The sequence below is a fragment of the Novosphingobium aquae genome (genome assembly GCF_037572715.1).
GTDB classification, from domain to species: domain Bacteria; phylum Pseudomonadota; class Alphaproteobacteria; order Sphingomonadales; family Sphingomonadaceae; genus Novosphingobium; species Novosphingobium aquae.
The window spans coordinates 406,717-426,097 of record NZ_JBBHJY010000002.1 but is presented as its reverse complement, the minus strand read 5'-3'; the positions used below and the strand labels follow the sequence as shown (position 1 = coordinate 426,097).

At 62.6% G+C, this 19,381-nt stretch carries 16 protein-coding genes and 1 tRNA gene; 12 read left to right on the top strand and 5 right to left on the bottom strand.

Annotated features, from left to right (window positions below):
- Window positions 1-136: 136 nt before the first annotated feature.
- The 4 genes from WG900_RS07380 to WG900_RS07365 all read left to right on the top strand — a co-directional run bounded on the left by WG900_RS07380 (window position 137) and on the right by WG900_RS07365 (window position 6,786).
- A complete protein-coding gene (locus tag WG900_RS07380; RefSeq protein WP_339965964.1) occupies window positions 137-1,897 on the top strand; it encodes a B12-binding domain-containing radical SAM protein in 1,761 nt (586 codons plus the stop codon).
- Between the two features lie 176 nt (window positions 1,898-2,073).
- A complete protein-coding gene (locus WG900_RS07375) occupies window positions 2,074-4,005 on the top strand; it encodes an LTA synthase family protein (RefSeq protein ID WP_339965962.1) in 1,932 nt (643 codons plus the stop codon).
- A gap of 28 nt (window positions 4,006-4,033) precedes the next feature.
- Window positions 4,034-6,301: an LptF/LptG family permease gene (locus WG900_RS07370; RefSeq protein WP_339965960.1), complete on the top strand. Its 2,268-nt coding sequence runs from the start codon at window positions 4,034-4,036 to the stop codon at window positions 6,299-6,301.
- Window positions 6,302-6,429: 128 nt separating this feature from the next.
- Window positions 6,430-6,786: a hypothetical protein gene (locus tag WG900_RS07365; RefSeq protein WP_339965958.1), complete on the top strand. Its 357-nt coding sequence runs from the start codon at window positions 6,430-6,432 to the stop codon at window positions 6,784-6,786.
- Here the strand turns inward: WG900_RS07365 and WG900_RS07360 are convergent.
- Window positions 6,765-6,839, bottom strand: a tRNA-Val gene (locus tag WG900_RS07360). The genes WG900_RS07365 and WG900_RS07360 overlap by 22 nt on opposite strands.
- A gap of 77 nt (window positions 6,840-6,916) precedes the next feature.
- Between WG900_RS07360 and WG900_RS07355 the strand changes: the two genes are divergently transcribed.
- Window positions 6,917-7,207: a DUF3297 family protein gene (locus WG900_RS07355; RefSeq protein ID WP_339965957.1), complete on the top strand. Its 291-nt coding sequence runs from the start codon at window positions 6,917-6,919 to the stop codon at window positions 7,205-7,207.
- Window positions 7,208-7,213: 6 nt separating this feature from the next.
- On the opposite strand, the gene WG900_RS07350 is transcribed toward WG900_RS07355, so the two are convergent.
- A complete protein-coding gene (locus tag WG900_RS07350; protein WP_417597149.1) occupies window positions 7,214-7,897 on the bottom strand; it encodes a CHAP domain-containing protein in 684 nt (227 codons plus the stop codon).
- A gap of 136 nt (window positions 7,898-8,033) precedes the next feature.
- On the opposite strand from WG900_RS07350, the gene der reads away from it, so the two are divergent.
- Complete coding sequence (gene der, locus WG900_RS07345; RefSeq protein WP_339965955.1) at window positions 8,034-9,398, top strand: ribosome biogenesis GTPase Der; 1,365 nt, start codon at window positions 8,034-8,036, stop codon at window positions 9,396-9,398.
- 10 nt (window positions 9,399-9,408) lie between these two features.
- Here der and WG900_RS07340 read toward each other — a convergent pair whose 3' ends face one another.
- Together WG900_RS07340 and WG900_RS07335 are read right to left on the bottom strand one after the other, a co-directional pair.
- Window positions 9,409-10,650: a DUF418 domain-containing protein gene (locus tag WG900_RS07340; RefSeq protein ID WP_339965954.1), complete on the bottom strand. Its 1,242-nt coding sequence runs from the start codon at window positions 10,648-10,650 to the stop codon at window positions 9,409-9,411.
- Between the two features lie 8 nt (window positions 10,651-10,658).
- Window positions 10,659-11,804, bottom strand: a complete 1,146-nt coding sequence (locus WG900_RS07335; protein WP_339965952.1) for an SPOR domain-containing protein — start codon at window positions 11,802-11,804, stop codon at window positions 10,659-10,661.
- A 204-nt stretch (window positions 11,805-12,008) separates the two neighbouring features.
- Here WG900_RS07335 and WG900_RS07330 point away from each other — a divergent pair, with 204 nt between their 5' ends.
- Genes WG900_RS07330 through WG900_RS07320 form a run of 3 tightly spaced genes read left to right on the top strand, consistent with a single transcriptional unit; the run spans window position 12,009 to window position 14,581 of the window.
- The gene (locus tag WG900_RS07330) at window positions 12,009-12,737 is read left to right on the top strand and encodes a ParA family protein (protein WP_339965995.1); all 729 of its coding nucleotides are present in this window, start codon (window positions 12,009-12,011) and stop codon (window positions 12,735-12,737) included.
- A gap of 7 nt (window positions 12,738-12,744) precedes the next feature.
- Window positions 12,745-13,212: a plasmid partition protein ParG gene (locus WG900_RS07325; protein ID WP_339965950.1), complete on the top strand. Its 468-nt coding sequence runs from the start codon at window positions 12,745-12,747 to the stop codon at window positions 13,210-13,212.
- Between the two features lie 19 nt (window positions 13,213-13,231).
- Window positions 13,232-14,581: an SPOR domain-containing protein gene (locus tag WG900_RS07320; RefSeq protein WP_339965948.1), complete on the top strand. Its 1,350-nt coding sequence runs from the start codon at window positions 13,232-13,234 to the stop codon at window positions 14,579-14,581.
- Between the two features lie 133 nt (window positions 14,582-14,714).
- On the opposite strand, the gene WG900_RS07315 is transcribed toward WG900_RS07320, so the two are convergent.
- Entirely contained in the window at window positions 14,715-16,736 is a 2,022-nt protein-coding gene (locus WG900_RS07315) for a lytic transglycosylase domain-containing protein (protein WP_339965947.1), read from the bottom strand.
- 200 nt (window positions 16,737-16,936) lie between these two features.
- Here WG900_RS07315 and dapA point away from each other — a divergent pair, with 200 nt between their 5' ends.
- From dapA to smpB, 3 genes are all read left to right on the top strand, one after another.
- Window positions 16,937-17,818 (top strand): 4-hydroxy-tetrahydrodipicolinate synthase, encoded by an 882-nt coding sequence (gene dapA / locus WG900_RS07310; RefSeq protein ID WP_339965945.1) that lies wholly within the window; start codon window positions 16,937-16,939, stop codon window positions 17,816-17,818.
- A gap of 111 nt (window positions 17,819-17,929) precedes the next feature.
- Window positions 17,930-18,754, top strand: a complete 825-nt coding sequence (locus WG900_RS07305) for a phytanoyl-CoA dioxygenase family protein (protein WP_339965943.1) — start codon at window positions 17,930-17,932, stop codon at window positions 18,752-18,754.
- Between the two features lie 74 nt (window positions 18,755-18,828).
- Window positions 18,829-19,311 carry an SsrA-binding protein SmpB gene (gene smpB / locus WG900_RS07300; RefSeq protein ID WP_339965941.1) on the top strand — a complete coding sequence of 161 codons (483 nt, stop codon included), beginning with the start codon at window positions 18,829-18,831 and terminating at the stop codon, window positions 19,309-19,311.
- The last annotated feature ends 70 nt before the right edge of the window (window positions 19,312-19,381 follow it).

The window sequence follows — 19,381 nt, the reverse complement described above, 5'->3', positions numbered from 1 at the left end:
CTCCGGGCCGCAGCGTGACCTGCGAGACCTTTGAAACGGCGACGCTATCTGACTTCACTGTTGGAACACGGAGGCCCCATTTGTCTTTGTTCTAGCGCAAAGACTTCAAGCTGACTCGTGCCAAGATGCGCTTGTCATGATCGAGCAATTCAACCTTCTGCTTATCAAGCCATCGCACTACGATGACGATGGGTACCCGATTTCGTGGTGGCGGGCGGCAATTCCCTCGAACACCCTTGCGGTTATGAATGGCCTTGCGCGTGATTGCGCTAACCGAAAAATCCTGGGCCCGGATGTTGAATTCACGATTGAAACGGTCGACGAGACCAACACGGTGGTCGATCCAAGGAAGTATGCCCGAAGGCTGCAGCACACTGGCGCCAAAGCGCTCGTCATGCTTACCGGCGTACAGACCAATCAGTTTCCAAGAGCACTCGATCTGTCTGCGGAATTCCGCAAGGCGGGCCTGCCGGTGGCCATCGGGGGATTCCACGTCTCGGGCTGTCTATCGATGCTGGATGAGCCCCCCGCCGAACTGCGACGAGCCTGGGACTTGGGCGTGTCACTGTTTGCAGGTGAGGCAGAAGAAGGCCGGCTCGATCAGGTCTTGATTGACGCCTGGTCCGGCAAACTGGAAAAGCTGTACAACCACCTTGGAGACCTACCGAACCTTCAAGGCGCCCCGACTCCGATCCTTCCTGCCGATGCAGTTCTTAAGACGCTCGGCAACTGGTCGAGCTTTGACCTCGGCCGCGGTTGCCCGTTCCAATGCTCGTTCTGTACCATTATCAACGTGCAGGGCCGCAAGAGCCGGTTTCGGACGGCCGACGATCTGGAGCAGATCATTCGCGCCAATCACGCGCTGGGGATCAAGGCGTTCTTCATCACTGACGACAACATGGTGCGAAACCATGACTGGGAAACCTTTTTCGATCGCCTGATCAGCCTACGCGAACAGGGGATCGGAGCGAACCTCACCATTCAGGTCGACACGCTGTGCCATAAGGCGCCAAGGTTCATCGAAAAGGCCGTCGCTGCAGGCGTGCGCCGGGTGTTCATCGGCCTGGAAAACATCAATCCCGACAATCTTGGCGCGATCGGCAAACGACAAAACCGCATCACGGAATATCGAGCCATGGTTCAAGCCTGGCTTGAGCATGGCGTGTGCACCTTTGCAGGCTACATCATCGGCTTCCCAGGCGACACGCCAGAATCTGTGGTTCGCGATGTAAAGGTGATCCAGCGCGAATTGCCGATCGACGTGCTGGAGTTCTTTGTCCTCACCCCCTTGCCAGGATCGAAGGATCATCAAGAGATGGTTCGTGGGGGTGTGCCGATCTCGCCAGACCTGAATCGATACGACCTGCACCATGTCGTCGCGCCGCACCCGGTCATGAGCGAAGGCCAATGGCGTGAGGCCTATGCGGCAGCCTGGCGGACCTATTATACGTACGAACACATGGAAGTCGTCACCCGTCGCCATGCGAGCCGGCGCAAAGGCCACCCCCGCAAGGCTGCGCAATACTTCGCCGAGTTCAAATTGCTATACGAGATCGAAGGCATACACCCGCTTGAAGGCGGGGTCTTTCGCCTGCGCCATCGCACTGCGCGCCGGTCTGGATGGAAGGTCGAATCCCGGCCGGTGTTCTTGGCGAAGCGGCTGATGGAGAACATCAGAAAGCTGTTAGCTTACTCTTATGGAATCTTGCGCACCCGTCGGATTGTGCGCCGCGCCCGGCACGATCCCGCCAGATACCAATACACCGATCTTGCCCTCACTCCGCCCAGCCAGTCGGATACCGAACTCGCGCTTTTCACCGAGACTAGGGGCGGTACTGCTGCTTTGGCAAAAGCCAATAGTGACTTGGCTCGGGTTCATCGGAGTGGATTGGGCTAATCGCCACTCGGCCGGCCGATCTCCGGCTTCTCCGTATTGCCAGCTCGAGTTGCCACCGCCCTTGGGGTGATCTTCGGCCAATTAGTGAATCTTGGCCTGACAATACCGGCTGCTGCATCTGGCGAACTGGCCTAGATCAATTTCATCACTGCAAAGTCTGAGTAGTGATATCTGAAATGAAGATAGACGCAACTCGGGGAAAGACTTCGATCATGGTCCGGATTTGGGCCTGTGGGTGCGCATGTGCGGTATTGCTTCAATTGGCACTGTATATGCGGCCGGGCCCGCTCGGTGTGCCCTTTGTACTCGATCGCTGGAATTACCTACCGGCCGCGCTGTTCTTCACAGCCTATGGCGTCGGGCTATCAGTTTTACCGTTCTGGCTCGGACTCCTGGTTCTAAGCGGCAAGCGGGCAAGAGCCTTGCTCGCTTTTGGAGCGGCACTGGCGGTAGGTGCCCTGCTGGCAGTTGATCATATCAACCATGAATTGCAGCGCTTCATGGGCATCCGGCTCTCCCCGGAACTTCTGGCAATCTACCATGGATGGAACGCGCCTCCCTCAGCGATAATCAGTGCGTTAGGCGATGACAGGGGCGGTCCCTGGTCGTCATTGGGGCTACTCGCGGTTCCGCTGATGCTGTTTCCCTGGCTGCTGAAGCAGTCTGGCAAGCTCACTTGGCGGCTCAAGGCCCCTTGGCGGCGGACAGTTCTCGGCGCTCTTGGCTGCGGACTGTTTCTTGCCCCCGCCTGGGCGTGGCATATCGAGCCGGGCAGCCAGTTGCGGAAAGACAGGGTAGCGCCGTCAATTCTCGCGCTTGCGCGCGAAATTGGCGCCAGCTTCGACATCGTTAAAGTGGATCCTGACCAGGTCGCGGACGATGCCGCGAATTTCCGCAGAGATTGGCTCGCAGCTGATAGGTCGGGAGACTGGACATTTGGCGATCTTGCCTACCCCTATTGGCGAAGCTGCAAGCACCCCGCCACAAGCCAAAGCCGTTCAAATGTCGTCCTGATAGTTCTGGAGACCTTCAGGGCAAAGAACATGCGCAGCTTCAATGCCGCGTCCCCCGAACTGACCACGCCCTTCCTCGACACACTTACTGCGAATCCGGCAAGTGCATTCTGGCCGCGATACCATACCAACGGAGTGCCGACGGCCTATGCCGTGCAAGCGCTCATGACGGGAATACCTCCCCATAACGCGCGAATGGTCTGGAAGACTGCCACGGGCACGCGGTTCGACTCCCTCCCCTCCATTCTCAGGAAGGCAGGCTATCATACCGCCTATTACTCCGGCTCTGATCCGGACTGGGACAATCAGCGCTACTGGTTCCTGAAGTGGTTCGACGCAATCAGTTATCATCAGGAAGATCAGGAACAGGACCGCCACACTTTTCGCCGGGCCGCTCGGGACCTCATGTCTCGAAGGCAAGATGACCGACCATTTCTTCTGGTCATTCAGTCAATCACCAACCACGTTCCATTTCGACTTCCGGAATCCCGCTTTGCCGGCGTCGGATCGGGTGAAGCTGTTGACCGTATCAACGCGACCATGCGTTACACCGATGATGTCGTGCGGGAATTCGTCGGCACACTTTCTTCCGCGACCTGGTTTGAGGACACCATCTTCGTCATAACCGGCGATCATGGCTTCGACCTGGGCGATCGCGGAAGTTCCGGATCGCTCACCAATCTCAGACCCGAAACGACGTGGGTTCCGCTAATCATCTATCGCCCGGCAGGCTTGCCGATACGCGGAGCCCAGCCAGCTGTTGGTTCGCACATAGACCTTGGCCCGACCATTCTCGGCCTTCTGGGCATCTGCGACAAAATTGCCGCCGCAGGCCACGACCTCCTTACGGTTGAACCGGCCCTGTCCCAAGCTCTGGTCGTAAAGAACGGCGCCATCGCGCTGGCTACGAGCGCTTACTCACTATACCTCCCTCCCGAAGACGGGGCGCCCATGCTCTATGCCGGCGACGACGCATTGGCGGAGCACGATCTGGCCGCTTTGTATCCGGAGGTCGTACGCGCCTTGAGCGCCAAAGCGCGAGGCAGCGCGCGATTGAACGATGCCTTGATCGCAAGCAACCGGATACGACCATGATCAGCACCAGCGACCCCCGGGAAGCGAAATGCCTGTGCGCCTGATTGATCGATACCTTTTTCGCGCGGGGGCACGAAGCTTCCTTACATATCTGGTGTTGCTGTTCGCTGTCGTGCTGCTTGAGCGGTCGATCAGGCTCCTGCAGCAAATGGAGTTGCTGGGACTGGGCAGCGCACATCTCGTGCCGCTGATCGTGGCCATGGTGCCGTTTTCTCTCAGTCTCGCGATTCCGGTGACCTTCGGCATGGCGATGGTAGTTGTCTTCGATCAGCTCACCCGCCAGCGCGAAGTAGAGTGTCTTTTCGGGCAGGGCTGGCCTGCCTGGCGGATCGCCATGCCCTTCGGCGCGCTGGGCCTTGCGCTCTGTGCGACCAGCCTCTTCGTCAGTGGCTGGGTCGAGCCGCTGGGCCGGCACCTGTACCGCGAGAAAATGGCATTGGCGAAGCACCGGCTCGATGAGGTCTCGATCCGGCCAGACGCCATCCACGAGGTCGGGCGCGTCATCATGATGACGGCGGGGAGAGCTGCCGAAAACAATCTGGAGCAAGTTCTGGTCTGGTCGCGGGGAGAGGACGGTACAGAGATAATCGCCGCCGCCAAGCGCGGCGTCCTGCACGCCCAGAAGGGGTCGGACTGGCTGGCATTGAACCTGCGGGATGGCCGGTTAATTGCGGACAGGCCTGGGGCGAGTCACGTTACCATTGCCCCGGCGTTCGACAGCCTGACGATTTCGGCCAGCCAAGGTGTGGGCGCGCAACCCTGGCCACGCGGACGTGATGCGCTGGAATCCACCCTGCCCGAGCTGTTGGCGACCAGCAGCACCGCAAAGGACGAGACCGTTCGGCGAAAGGCCGTGGCAGAGACCTGGCGGCGGCTCGCGCGGGCACTCGCCATCCCGTTAATACCCTTCCTGGTCTTGCCACTGATCGCGGCCAATACGCCCGGCCGGCGCGGCCCGGCGGTTTTCGTGATTGCGGCTATCATGATTGCCGGACATCACGGCATTAATTTGGCGTACGGCATGGGTGTTGAAGGCGCAGTCTCGCCCGAGCGACCACTCCAGCTGCTGCTCTTGGGGCAAGTGCTACTGGTCGCGCTGATCTGGGTGCTGGGACGCAACATTCCGGGACAAACTCCACTGGGGATGCTGTCCCACCTCCATATACGGCGCAAGGCGAGACCAAGAGGCCAGCCCCGCGCACGCATCTTGGGCACCGCCGTGCTGCCAATGATCTATCGCCTTCTTGCCGGCCGCGTTCTGGGCTTCTCGCTGGCCATCCTTTTGTTCATGACCCTCTTGCTGGAGCTGATCGACGTCTTGGAGGCGGGAGATGTGCTTATCGCGTCCGGAACGGGAACGGGTGGTCTCGCCCGCTACCTTGTGCTGCGCGCTCCGCAGACGATTGTCCGAGCCCTCCCGCTGGCGGCCCTAGCCGGACCATTGCTGGCGTTTCTTACCTTGCGGGATTCACGTGAACTCCTGATTGTCCAAACACTTGGCCTTTCCGCGTTCAAAGTCCTGCGAGTGACGTCGCTCTCCGCTGCAATGCTGGCGATACTGGGTTTCATCATTGCAGAATCCCTCGTTCCGTTCAGCGAAGCGGCATTTTCTCGATGGTGGCGAACAGTTGAACGGGCGGCCGGTGAGAAGTTAGTCGACAAGCCTGCCTGGCTTCGGATTGATGGTCGGATAGTTCGCTTCGAAGCTGCCTCGGCGGACGGGACCCAACTTCAGAAACTTCTGATCCTGACCCGCGACAATGAAGGTGGACTGACTTCGGTGTTGCGCGCGGCAAGCGCAACCAGGCAGTCTTCTGGCTGGAGCCTGCTTCGCCCGGAAGAGCATGACATCTTGCGCGCAACGCCGCCGCAGCAACGCAGCCGGCAAGACTGGAAGACTTCCCTCACGCCTGCTGACGTTCGCCGGATAGTCGAACAAGGTCCTCCAGAGAACTCGCGACTTTCAGCCCGCATATTGGCCGGCAGTGCCGCAGCCAGCCGAGCCCGCGCCTATTATGCCACGCGCCTGGCCTATCGCTGGGCCTTTCCAGTGATGCCCTTCATAATGCTCCTGCTTGCCATGCCGGTTGTCTTTGCCAGCCAGCAACCGCGCAAAATCGCCAGCAGTGTAGCGATGACTTCGACAGCGGGTTTGCTGTTCATGTTTATCGATGGAGTGATGCGAATCATGGGTTCGGTTGGCGAAGTCCCCTCGGTGCTCGCTGTCTGGTCTGCACCGGTTCTGTTTGCTTTGATTGGTCTGCACGCTCTGCTGCGATCAGAAAAGGTCGCCTGAGCAAGCTGTGCCGAATGTTCAGGGACCCCCTCATACCAGCTATCCGTCCGCTGCGCGTCCTTCTGCAACAGTGGCAGCAGGACCCTGTCGCAAGCAGTGCGGCCAGTCACAAGACGGCATGGCGCATCATGCGACGTACTCTCGGTCTTTCGTCTGATGTCTATCCGAAAACAATTCGGCATACCGTGGCAACGCTTCTCTGTGCCGACGAGTCGGTGCCGGAGCGCGAGATCGTCGAATTGCTGGGCCACGAAGGCCAGCTTGCCCGCACGACGCGGATTTACGCGAAATACGACCCCACTCGTTTGCGCAATGCCTCTCGCGTACTGACCAAGCTCTGGTGGGAGGTTCGCCGCTCAGCTCGGAGTTATGCTGCTGACCACTTGCTGACCACGGCGGGGCAGGGCGGCAAGCTCACCGTAGTAGAAGTTGGCCAAGAAGGGCTAATTTTCGCCGATGGGAATGGTGGGCGCGGCAGGGATTGAACCTGCGACCCCACCCGTGTGAAGGGTGTGCTCTACCACTGAGCTACGCGCCCATTCCCGCGAAGAGCAGCGCCCTTAGAGCGAGCGGCGCGAATTGACAAGACGGCTTATCGCTCTAGAGGCGCGGAGCATGAGCGAAGAAACAACTTCGGGCCCTGATGTGCCCCCCGATCACCTCGCGATCAATCCGCGCAGCCCCTTCTTCGATGCGGACAAGCTGCAGCGCGGCATCGGCATCCGCTTCAAGGGCGTGGTGCGCACCAATGTCGAGGAATACTGCATTTCCGAAGGCTGGGTGCGGGTTCAGGCCGGCAAGACAATGGACCGCAAGGGCCAGCCGCTGACGCTGAAGCTCACGGGTCCGGTCGAGGCATGGTACGAAGATCTGGGCGAAGGCGCGCCGGTCAACAAAGTCGGCTGAGCCGATCTACTTCATTGCCGCGGCAATGATCGCGCCAATCGGATCGGCGGCATAGCGCGCGTCGATTTTCGGGGCCTTTATTGTCTTTGCCGGTCCGGACGGGACCTTTGCCATGGCGCTATCGGTCTTGCGCGGTGCGGACTGCTTTTCCGGCTTTAGCAGCATGCTGCGGCTGCTGGGCTTCTCGTTATAGATGAAGCCTTGTACCGGCCAGGCCGTGCCGCCGATGCCTTGGATCGGGGCGAACCAGACACGCACCTTGCTCCAGTCGTTGCCTTCCGAAACGTCGATCGCGCGCACGTCGTTTTCGATCTGCCCTCGCGCGCCGTTGATCAGCGACCAGTTGGCGTGGCGCAGAAGGACGGTGCGCGAATCGATAATCTGGCTGACGGCGGCGACGTGGCCCAGTTCCATGCGGCCATAGGGCTTGAACGCCATGACGGCTCCCACCTTGGGCCGGTCCCCGCGGGCATATTTGCCCGCAGCCTGACCCCACCACGTATGGGCATCGCCGTAAATCCGGATGCCTGAAACCGTGCGTGCATAGGGAACGCATTGCAGCGACATGAGTTGTATGGCCGAGATGCCGGCGGTCCCGGCGACCATTGCTTCACCCTGCACCTGGCTGAAAACCGGCGAAGGCAGCGCGGCAAGCGTGGCTAATACAAAGGGGACAAGGCGGCACTTCATGCCAGCGCTTTTGCGCGTGTCCGGTTAAATCAGGGCATCTACATATGGTAAACAAGACGGTAATATTTTGCCGGGTAGAGGCACGCATTTGCCGCCGCGCTTGCCTATTGGCGCACAAAAGGCCACTTGGCGCGTCATGGCGAAAGCGCAAATAATCATTATCGGACGTCCCAACGTCGGCAAATCGACGTTGTTCAACCGGCTCGTGGGCAAGAAGCTGGCGCTGGTCGATGACCAGCCGGGGGTGACGCGTGACCGCAGGTTTGGTGATGCCAACTTGCTGGGCCTTGAATTCACCATTGTCGATACGGCGGGCTGGGAGGACGAGGATCCCGACACCTTGCCCGGCCGCATGCGCGCGCAGACCGAAGTTTCGCTGCACGGGGCCGATGCAGCGATGTTCGTTTTCGACACCCGCGCCGGATTGACTCCGCTTGACGAGGAAATCGCGCGCTGGCTGCGGCAATCGACCATTCCGGTGATCCTTGTGGGCAACAAGGCTGAGGGCCGCGCCTCCGAATCGGGCCTGCTCGAAAGCTATTCGCTGGGCTTTGGCGAGCCGATTGCCGTGTCCGCGGAGCATGGCGAGGGCTTCGCCGATCTGTTCCAGGCGCTGCTGCCGCACGTTGAAGGCAAGGAAGTGCAGGAAGATGAGGACGAGGAGGACCTGGCGGGGCCGCTCAAGCTGGCCATCGTCGGTCGCCCGAACGCCGGAAAGTCCACGCTGATCAACGCCATGCTGCGCGAAGACCGCTTGCTGACCGGGCCTGAGGCAGGGATCACGCGCGATTCGATCGCGGTGGACTGGGTCTGGACCGATCCCAAGACTAAGGAAGCTCGCCCGGTGCGGCTGATCGATACCGCTGGCATGCGCAAAAAGGCGCGGGTGGTCGAAAAGCTCGAAAAGATGGCCGTCGCCGATGCGCGGCACGCGGTCGATTTCGCCGAGGTCGTCGTCCTGCTGCTCGATGCCACCAAAGGGCTGGAGCATCAGGACCTCAAGATCGCCGCCATGGCGCTTGAAGAAGGCCGCGCGCTGATCGTTGCGATCAACAAGTGGGACGTAGCGGAAGGCCCCTCCGGCCTGTTCAACGGCATCCGCGCCGCACTGGAAGAAGGCCTCAGCCAGGTTCGCGGCGTGCCGCTGCTGGCCGTGTCCGCGCGCACCGGCAAGGGGCTCGACGAGTTGATCGCCGCCGCCTTCGAACTGCGCGAAGCATGGTCGAAGCGCGTGCCGACCTCGCTGCTCAACCGCTGGTTTGACGACGTGCTGGAGAAGAACCCACCGCCCGCGCCCGGCGGCAAGCGGATCAAGCTGCGCTACATCACGCAGGCCAAGACGCGCCCGCCCGGCTTCGTGCTGTTCGGCACCCGGCTTGATGACTTGCCGATGAGCTATCAGCGCTACCTGATCAACGGCATCCGCCGCGATCTGGGCTTTGATGCTGTTCCGGTCCGCCTGACGCTGCGCAGCCCGAAGAACCCCTTCGCGAAGAGCTGAACTTCAGGAATTAACCTCCGGCCGCCTCGCGTTCAGCGCGGCGGCCGGAAAGCCAGCGCCAGATCCGCTCGACCGGACCCTGCCCGAACCGCGCCTGCCACCATGGGCTCAAGGTCAACATGGCGATCCAGCCGCCCAGCACGAAGGCGAAATGCCAGCGCGCTGGCACTTGCCCGATCAGGCCCAAGCCCCAGCCATAGAACAGTGCAGTGAAGACCAGCGAGCAGCCGAGGTAATTGGTCAATGCCATGCGGCCCACGGCTTCGATGCGGCGGGTGAGGCGGCCGCCGGACAGCCGCCGCGCGGCCGATACCAGCAGCGCTGCATAGCCGAGGGTCATCGCCACATGCGGGACCGCCGCCCAGTAGACGATGATCGCGCTCATGGTCGCGGGGGCATAGCCGGACGCCCGGGCCATCGCAGCGAGGATGAGTGTGCCGGCCAGCCCGAAGATCAGCGTTCCACCCGCGAGCAGCACTCTGCGCCGCCGGGGCCAGCCACCGGTGAAGAAACCACTGCGGTACAGCACCATGCCGATCAGCATCATGGGCAGGGTTTCGCCAATGCCGATCAAGGCACCGACTATGGGAAACCGAGGCTGCTCGGTGAGCTTGTAGACGGCCAGTTCGCTCCAGCCGCCTCTCTCGCGGCGCAGTTCCGCTTCGGTGCTGACCTGCAAGGCCTTGCGTTCCTGCTCGATACGGCTGACCTCGGCCGGCGGGGAAGCGCCCCCTTCATAGCGCAGGTCGGCAAGCACGGCGTTTGCGCTTCCGGCCATGCCGCCACCGTGCCACACGGCAAAGGCGAACAGGGCCAGCGGCAGCATGATTTTGACCGGCAGATGCCTCAGCAGCAGCGCGAAAAACCCGGCGAAGGCATAGGCGAAAAGGATGTCGCCCCACCACAGCACGATGAAATGCAGATAGCCGATTACGGCCAGCCAGATCAGCCGCTTCAGCTGGGCACTATCACCGCTGCGCCCGCGCGCTTCGGCGCTTTCGACCAGCAGCACCATACTGGCGCCGAAAAGCAGGCTGAGCAGGCCGCGCATCTTGCCTTCGAACACGATGAATGTGGCCATGAAGCTGGCCTCGTCGGTCGGGCTGGGCGCTCCGTTCCATGCCGGAGATACAGTTGCATCCATCGGCCCGGCGAAACCGGCGATATTGACCGCGAGGATGCCGAGGATCGCGGTGCCGCGGATCAGGTCGAGTGATGCGATACGCCCGGCAGAGGCGCTGGTTGGCGGCACGTCCTCGGTCAGTTCCTTACCGGCGCGCAGACCAGCCCGGCAGCGCTCAACGAGCGGCAGGCGGCGCGTGCACTGTCTTCGCTGTAGCCGCCGGCCTGAAGCTTGATCACTGCGCCTGCCGGCACGTTGATCCGGGCATGGCCGGCGACTTCAGGCCGTCCGCGAACCTTGGCCCACAGCACATCGGCATTGCTGCTGACGCCGAATGCGCCAAGCTGGATGCGCCAGGCGCCTGCGACTGGTGGCGGCGCGGGCTTGGGTGTGACCACGGCGGGTTTGGGCGGGGCTAGAGAGGGTGTTACGGCCGGACGGGGCGCAATGGTGATCGGGCGCGGCGTTGCCACGGCGACGGTGGGGCGCGATGCCGGGGGAGGGGGCGTGGTGGCAACGGGCCGCGCATAGTCGGCGCCGGCGGTGCGGGGGGTGGCATTGCCAGTCACGCGCTCGGCTTCGGCAACGGCTTCTTCGGCCGTCGGCTGGCGGCGCACTGGCGCGGCGGCTGCCACTTGCGGCGGCGAAGTGACGACCCCGGCTGGATTTTTCACGCCCAGATCGTCGGCGGCGAACTGGCGGTTGCGGGTGGCCTCCGCCTCGCTGGCCAATTGCTGCGCAAGAACGACCGCCTGCTGGCGCTGGGTCAGCGGGATGTGTTTGTCCATCTGCTCAAGCCCGGCCTTCGCCTGCGGCAGGCCTGCCTGCTGGGCGAGCGACATCAAGGCATAGGCGCGGACCCAATCCCGGCTGACCATGTCGCCGTTGAAATACATGATCGCCAGCAGATACTGCGCGCGCGGATCACCGCGTCCGCCAGCTGCCTTGACATAAGGCAGGGCCTGTCCGCGCTCGCCGCGATCGAACAGCAACAACCCATAGTTATCAGAGGCTTCTATATGCCCCTGAGCGGCTGCTTTGCCGAAATAGAACTCGGATTTCTTGAGATCCTGCTTGACCCCCTTGCCCCACTTGTAGGCCTGGCCAAGATTGAACTGCGCATCGGCATCGCCGCGCGTTGCCGGGCCTTCCCATTCCTTGACCGCAGTGGTGAAATCGCCGCGTGCCCAGGCATCGACGCCGGTCTTCACATCGGCCATCGCCGGGCCGGCTCCGGCGAGCGTGGCGGCAACCAGTCCTGACAGCACAACTCGCAGATTCATTCGCTTACCCCGTCCACCCGTGGCCCCCGCCGGACCTAAGTCGTGCTTGTGACACAGGAAAACCCGGCTTGAAAGCCCTTGCGATGGCCGGGGGTGCCAATGCCGATGCGAACAATTCCATCGCCGCCATTAACTCAAAATTAGGGAGCATCTGGTTTTTTAGGGGCCAATCGAATGGTCCAACGCATTCGGGGGGAATTTACTTTGCGCGTACTGGCACTGGCATCACAGAAGGGTGGATCTGGCAAGACGACCTTGTCCGGGCATCTCGCCGTGCAGGCGCAGCGCGCCGGCGCGGGCCCTGTCGTCCTGATCGACATCGATCCGCAAGGGTCACTCGCGGACTGGTGGAACGAACGCGAAGCGGAATTCCCGGCCTTTGCCCAGACCACGGTTTCGCGCCTTGCCGCAGACCTTCAGGTGCTGCGCTCGCAAGGCTTCAAGCTGGCCGTCATCGATACGCCGCCGGCGATCACCATGGCCATCCAGTCGGTAATCTCGGTTGCCGAACTGATCGTCGTGCCGACCCGCCCAAGCCCGCATGACCTGCGCGCCGTGGGTGCCACGGTCGATCTGTGCGAACGCGCCGGCAAGCCGCTGCTCTTCGTGGTCAACGGCGCTACCCCCAAGGCCAAGATAACTTCGGAAGCTGCTGTTGCCTTGTCGCAGCATGGCACCGTTGCCCCGATCACGCTGCATCACCGCACCGACTATGCTGCCTCGATGATCGATGGCCGCACTGTCATGGAAGTCGATCCGATGGGCCGCTCGTCGATGGAAATCGCCGCGCTGTGGAACTATGTCTACGACCGCCTGGAAAAGAACTTCCGCCGCACCGTGTTCGCTGCCCCTGCAGCCGCTCCCGGTGCGCCGGTAGCAGCAGGCTATGCCCGCCCGGTCGGTGGCTTCGGCCGCCGCGTCGCTGGATCGTGACAGGGCCATGGCGGTAGACACTCACAAGCCGCTGGCCTCTCTCAGCCCCACCTTGCTTGCTCGCAAGGGCGGGGCAAAGCCGGCCATGCGCCAGCATTCTGTAGCCGCTTCGATGCCCGGCGAATCCGCAGACCCCGCAATCGATCACGAGCTCGGCTGGAACGACATGGGCGAAACCTTGCCTCAGGCCGAAATCGTGCCGATCACCCGCACCGCCGATGCCCGCCGCCAGCAGCAGCGCCTGACCCGCGAATTCGCGCGGGCCGAACGCGAGCGCCAGTCGGCATTTGCGCGCGGCCAGAAGGCTGCCTTCACGTTGCGGCTCGACGAGGAACGCCACCTGCGCCTGCGGCTGGCCTGCACCGCGCAGAACCTCAGCGCTCAGGCCGTCGTCACCCAAGCGCTCGACAAGTTTCTCGCCGACAATCCCGAACTCGACGCCATTGCCGGCCAACTACGCGCCAAGCGCAAATAATTTCCAAGGGGTAACTGCCATGTCTTCCCGCACTTCCAAGGCTCGCTACACCAAGATCGCCGGTGCCGTGCTCGCAATCGGCCTGCTCGCCGGCTGCGCCGCGCAGGGCATGACCGTGCGCAAGAATTCGGCGGATGCGGCGCGCCTTGCGCTGATGAAGGGCAATGGCGAAAAGGCCGTGGTCAACGCCGAGGCGGCGGTTGCCGCCAGCCCGCGCGATGTCGCGCTGCGCGTGTTGCTGGCCCAGTCCTATTTCAAGGCCGGCCGATTCCAGTCGGCTGCGACCACCTTTGACGATGCCATGAAGCTGGGTGACAATTCCGCCCGCACCGCGCTCAGCCTTGCGCTGGCGCAGATTGGTGCCGGCCATCAGGACGCGGCGCTTGCCGTGCTCGATGACTGGCGCGGAGAAATTCCTGCCAGCGACCTCGGCCTTGCCCTCGCGCTTGCCGGTGAGCCGGAACGCGGCGTCTCGGTGCTTGCCGATGCCATGCGCGGCGGTGAGAACACGCCGAAGGTCCGCCAGAACCTTGCCTATGCCTATGCGCTGGCAGGCCGCTGGAAGGAAGCGCGCGTCATGGCATCGCAGGACGTCCAGGCTGACAAGCTTGACAACCGCCTGACCGATTGGGCCTCGTCGGTAGCACCCGAACAATACCAGCGCCGCGTTGCCGTTTTGCTCGGCACGCCGATGCGCAGAGATTCGGGCCAGCCGGCAATGCTGGCGCTTGCCAACAATCCGGCGATGGAACAGCTTGCTGCTGAAGCTACGGCGAATCCAGCGGCGCATGTCGCTGTCGCGGTGAATATGCCGTCAGCGCCGGCAAATGCTGAACTTGCTCCGGTTGACGAAACCCCCGTCGCTTCAGCGCCGCCGGCAATGGCTCAGGCCCCCGCAGCGCCGATGGAAGTCGCTGCTGCCTCGGCGCCTGTCGCTCCGTCTGAAGCCACCCAGTTCATATCGCAGCCGGTGATCCAGGTCGCTACTGCCGCGCCGCAGCCGGCACCGCGCCAACTCAGCGCAAGCATCCAGCGCGCCATGCCCGTCACCGCCAATGGCACGCACATGGTCCAGCTCGGTTCGTTCTCCAGCCAACAGGGTGCCCGCCGCGCCTGGGGCATCTATACCGCGCGCAATGCCGCGCTTTCCGGCTATCGCATGAACATCACGCCCGCCGTGGTGCGCGGCAAGAACGTCTGGCGCGTTGCCGCTGCCGGCATTTCCGGCGCGGGTACGGCCAACGGCCTGTGCTCCAGCGTCAAGAAGCGTGGCGGTGCCTGCTTCGCCTATGCCGCCCCGTCGCGCGGCAAGGCCCCGGCAGCACCAGGCCGCGAAGTCAGCGGCCCGATGATGGCCCGCAAGCGCTGATCAGCAGATTTTAATCCTGTGCGTTAAGAAAATGGAATGATCTTTCCCTTATCCAAGGGACATCGACCAACCGGAGCCCTCGCCATTCATTTGGCGGGGGCTCTTGGTTTTTGGGGCCGTGAGGCGCCTGCGCTCAGCCCGGGGCGCGTTTGCCGATATACTGGCTGAGCGGATTGGCCCCGCGCATCCGGGCCTGATCAGGGTTCATCGCTTCATAGACCACGGCGTTTTCCAGCACGCGCTGTACGTAATTGCGCGTTTCCGACAGGCCGATCCGCTCCATCCAGTCGATCCATTCGATCTCACCAGTGCGCGGGTCGCCATTGGCGCGCAGCCATTTGTTCACATTGCCGGGACCGGCGTTGTAAGCAGCAATCGCGAGGGGATAGCTGCCGTTGAAATAGTTCAGCACGCGCCGGAAATAGCCATCGCCGAGCCGCAGGTTGTATCCGGCGTCGCTCATCAGCGATTGCGGGTTATAGGGCAGGCCCATCTTGCCCGCCTGCTCGCGCGCCGTTCCGGGCATCAGCTGCATCAGGCCCCGCGCACCAGCGTGGCTGACCGCGTTCATGGCGAACTGGCTCTCCTGCCGACTGATGGCGTGGATCATGGTCCAGTTGGAGCCCTGCGGCACGGGAATCAGCGGATAGCTGGTCTTGCGGTAAATGCCGTGGCCATCGACATGGGCAGCCTGACCAAGGATCACGCCAAGATCACGCCGGCCGATCTCGCGCGCCAGATCAGCCACCAGCACGTGGTCAAGTTCGCTTTCGGCCTGATCGGCGATCTCGCGGAAGAAGCGCACGGCCACCGGCCAGTCGCTTTCGATCGCGACTTCACGGACGGCCTGAGTGATCGGGCGATCGTTGAAGGCATCGCGCTGGGCGCGGGATGGAACTGCTGTCGGGTTGCTCATCAGGGCAGGGATCTGCTTGCCCAGCCGTTCGAGCGCCAGCATACCGTAGAACTGGTCGGCATAGGCTCCGGCCGCTTCGAAATAGCGCTTGGCCCCGTCGCGGTCACCGGCTTGCGACAGCGACCGTCCGGCCCAGTAGAATCCCTTGGAGCGGGTCTGCGGTGTGCGTGCAGCGGCGCCGTAACGCCAGAACAACAGCGCTGCACTGCGCGGATCGCTGAGCGTGTAGAGCGCCTTCTGTCCGCCGAGCCACATCAGCGAGGTATAATCGTCGCGCAGGTCGAACGAGAGCAGGCTGACATCGGCCTTAGGGGCAAAGCCGTCGTCGATCTTGGAGGCAATGCGCACGGCAGTCGCCGCATCGGCATCACGCGCTGCGGCGAGTTGCAGTTCGACCCACTTTTCGGGATCGTGGGGCAGGCGGGACAGCGGCGCGCGGTTGGCCAGCAGCGTGGCAGCGCCAAGCCGCTCGTTCAGGCGGCGCATCTGTCGCGCGCGGTTGTACAGCCAGCCGGGATCGCTCTGCGCGCCCATCGGCGTGACCATGCCGAGCCGGTCGGGATCGTTGCCTTGCAGCACGGCCAGCCGGGCCGCGAACAGATCACGCGAGCCGGGGGAGACGAGCAAGAGCTGGCGCGAGGCGGCATCGGCCGCGCCGGCCCAGAGCAGCGCGTCCATCCGCGCGTCGTGATCGTCGCTCTTGATCTTGCCGCCAAGAATGGCAGCGATGCCGCTTTCCGCCGAAGGGCTCATCGCTCCGCCGCGCCAAGCGGCCATTGCCTGCGACTGCGCCTGCGACAAGCGGCCCGAAGAGGCAAGGGCGAGGGCATAGAGTGCCCGCGCCGAATTGGTCAGCGGCGGCATCCGGTCAAAATAGGCGATAACCCGCCCGGGATCGGCACCTTCGCGTTCCAGTGCCTTTTCCGCGCTGCGCCGGATTTTACTTTCCAGCGGCAGGCCCGGATAGGCCAGCAGGAAGCCGGAATAGTCGGAAAAACTGTAATTATCGTTCTGGCTGAGCGACTTCCAGCGGGCGATTGCAGCTGCCATCTGCGGCGAACCATTCTCCCGGTGGATGGAGCGAGCGGCATCCCATTCGCCGCCTTCACCCACCATCGGCACGGCCAACGGCTGCGCTTGCGGGGCGGACGGGCGTGCAGGCGCGGTTTGATCCTCACCGCCGGGCACATAGCTATCGGGCAGCTTCTGCACCACGGGCACGGAAACGGTCTGGGCCAATGCTGTCGGGGCCTGGGCAGGAAGGGCAAGAAGAGAGCCGATCAGCAGGGCGAGAGAGCGATGTTTCAAATTACGTGTCGTCACCATGCTGGACATTTTCGCTGTAAGCTCCTTATCAGGCCCTGAACACAAACCAGCCGCGGGGAGCTGCTTCGGGATCGGCCCGTCGCTTCCTTGGGGCAACTAACAGGAAGATGTCCATGTTTTCCGGCTCCATTCCGGCCCTGGTGACTCCTTTTCGCGATGGAGCGTTCGATGAGCGCGCCTTCCGGCAACTCGTTGAATGGCAGATCGAGAATGGCTCGTCCGGCCTCGTCCCCTGCGGCACCACGGGCGAGGCGTCGACCCTGTCGAACGCCGAACATCACCGCGTGATCGAGGTCTGCATCGAGCAGGCCGCCGGCCGCGTGCCGATCATCGCCGGCTGCGGCAGCAACGATACGATGAACGCGCGCCTGCACCTCAACTTTTCGAAGAAGAGCGGCGCGGCGGCTGGCCTCTGCGTTGCGCCTTATTACAACCGCCCAAGCCAGGCCGGCCTGATCGCGCACTACAGCTTCCTTGCGGAAAACACCGACCTGCCGATCGTACTCTATAATGTGCCGGGGCGCACCGTGTCCGATCTCAAGCCCGAAACGGTGATCGAACTGGTCAACCGCTATCCCAAGACCTTCGTCGGCATCAAGGACGCCAGCGGCGACCTTAGCCGGGTCACCGACCACCGCATGGGCATCCACCACCCCTTCGCGCAGCTTTCTGGCGATGACGAGCTGTGGCTGCCGCACTCGGCTGCCGGCGGCAAGGGCTGCATTTCGGTGACGGCCAACGTCGCGCCCAAGCTCTGCGCCGATTTCCAGGCCGCGATCGCCGCGAATGACCTGACCCTGGCGCGCGAACTCAACGACAAGCTCTACCCGCTGCACTACGCGATGTTCGCCGATGCCAGCCCCGCTCCCTGCAAGTACGCGCTCAGCCGTGTGCATGAATGGATGACCGACGACCTGCGCCTGCCGCTGGTCAAGGTGGGTGATGCGGTGAAGAAGCAGGTGGATGAGGCGCTGGAGATCGCGGGACTGGTTTGACGCCACATCGTGACAGAAAATCCTTTCCCGGCTTTTGCATCACGCTGAGTTGCGCCAAAGCCGCCTGCGTCAATGAACGGCCAGACCGGCCGCGCTTGAGGAGGACGTGACATGGCGGAAAAGCTCGGCAGGCAGGGGGACGAGTACATTTTGTCCGCCGATCAGGTCGAAGCCTATCGCTGTGACGGCTACCTCACCCTGCGCGATGTCGTGACCGAAGAAGAGCTGCAAGCGATCGAACCAGACTTCGAACGCTTCATCCAAGGCGAAGTGACCGGAATGGGCCGCGACTTTTGCGACATGAGCGGCCCTGCCGACCGCCGGTTCAAGGATTTCAGCCTCGTCAACGCCATGCTCCCGCGCAAGTACCAGCCGCATCTGCAGGACAACGTCTATGAGCGCCGCGCCGCATCGATCGCGCGCCAGCTTCTGGGTGAACAGGCGGCGCTCGATTACGACCAGTTCCTCGCCAAACGCCCTAACAAGCCCGACGCGATGTTTTCGTGGCATCAGGATCTGGGCTATTGGCCGACCAACACACCCGATACCTTCACGGCCACCTGCTCACTCGCGCTCGACGATGCCGATAGCCAGAATGGCTGTCTGCAGGTGGTGCCCGGTTCGCAGAAGGGCGCGCTACGGCCGCACCGGCCCCTGCATGGCGAGGGCAAGGAAGAGTTCCACATTCTCAGCGTGACGCTCGATCCCGCCGACCGGATTGTCGAGCTGCCGCTGAAGCGCGGCGATATTACGGTGCACGACGAACTGATCCTTCACGGATCAGGCGGCAATCGCACGGCGGACCGCTGGCGGCGAACCTACATCGTCGCCTTCCGGCACCAGGACACTGTCGCTTACGAACGCTCGGTGGGGTTCACCCATTCGCACAATGACGAAATCAAGTGGCAAACGCACCTGGGCGCGCTCAACCTTTAGTGAGCGCGGGGCCTGAACGATTTTAGTGTGAACCGGTTTCCTTTTGGTCCAGTCATCCCTACATCGCCCCTACCATGGCTCGCCCGACTCCCGCCCAGTTCGACAAGAAGAAGGTCGTCGCCGAAAACCGGCGCGCGCGTTTTGAATATTTCATCGATGAAGTGTTCGAGGCGGGCATTGCCCTGACCGGCACCGAAGTGAAAAGCCTGCGCTTTGGCGAAGGCTCGATCGCCGAATCCTATGCTGAAGTGAAAAAGGGCGAGGTCTGGCTGGTCAATTCCAACGTCCCCGAATTCAGCCACGGCAACCGCCACAACCATGAGCCCAAGCGCCTGCGCAAGCTGCTGCTGAAAGAGCGCGAGATTGCCAAGTTCACCGGTGCGGTGGAGCGCAAGGGCATGACGCTGGTGCCGCTGTCGATCTATTTCAACGGGCGCGGCCGGGCGAAAGTCGAACTGGCGCTCGCCAAGGGCAAGAACAACGCCGACAAGCGCGCCACGATCAAGGACCGTGACTGGAAGCGCGATCAGCAGCGTATCTTGCGCGAGCACAAGTAACGGTTGTTTCCTCGCGGGGTGGCGGTCGCGCTAGGATCGCTCTTCATCGTGTTGCAATGTTTTTAGCCCT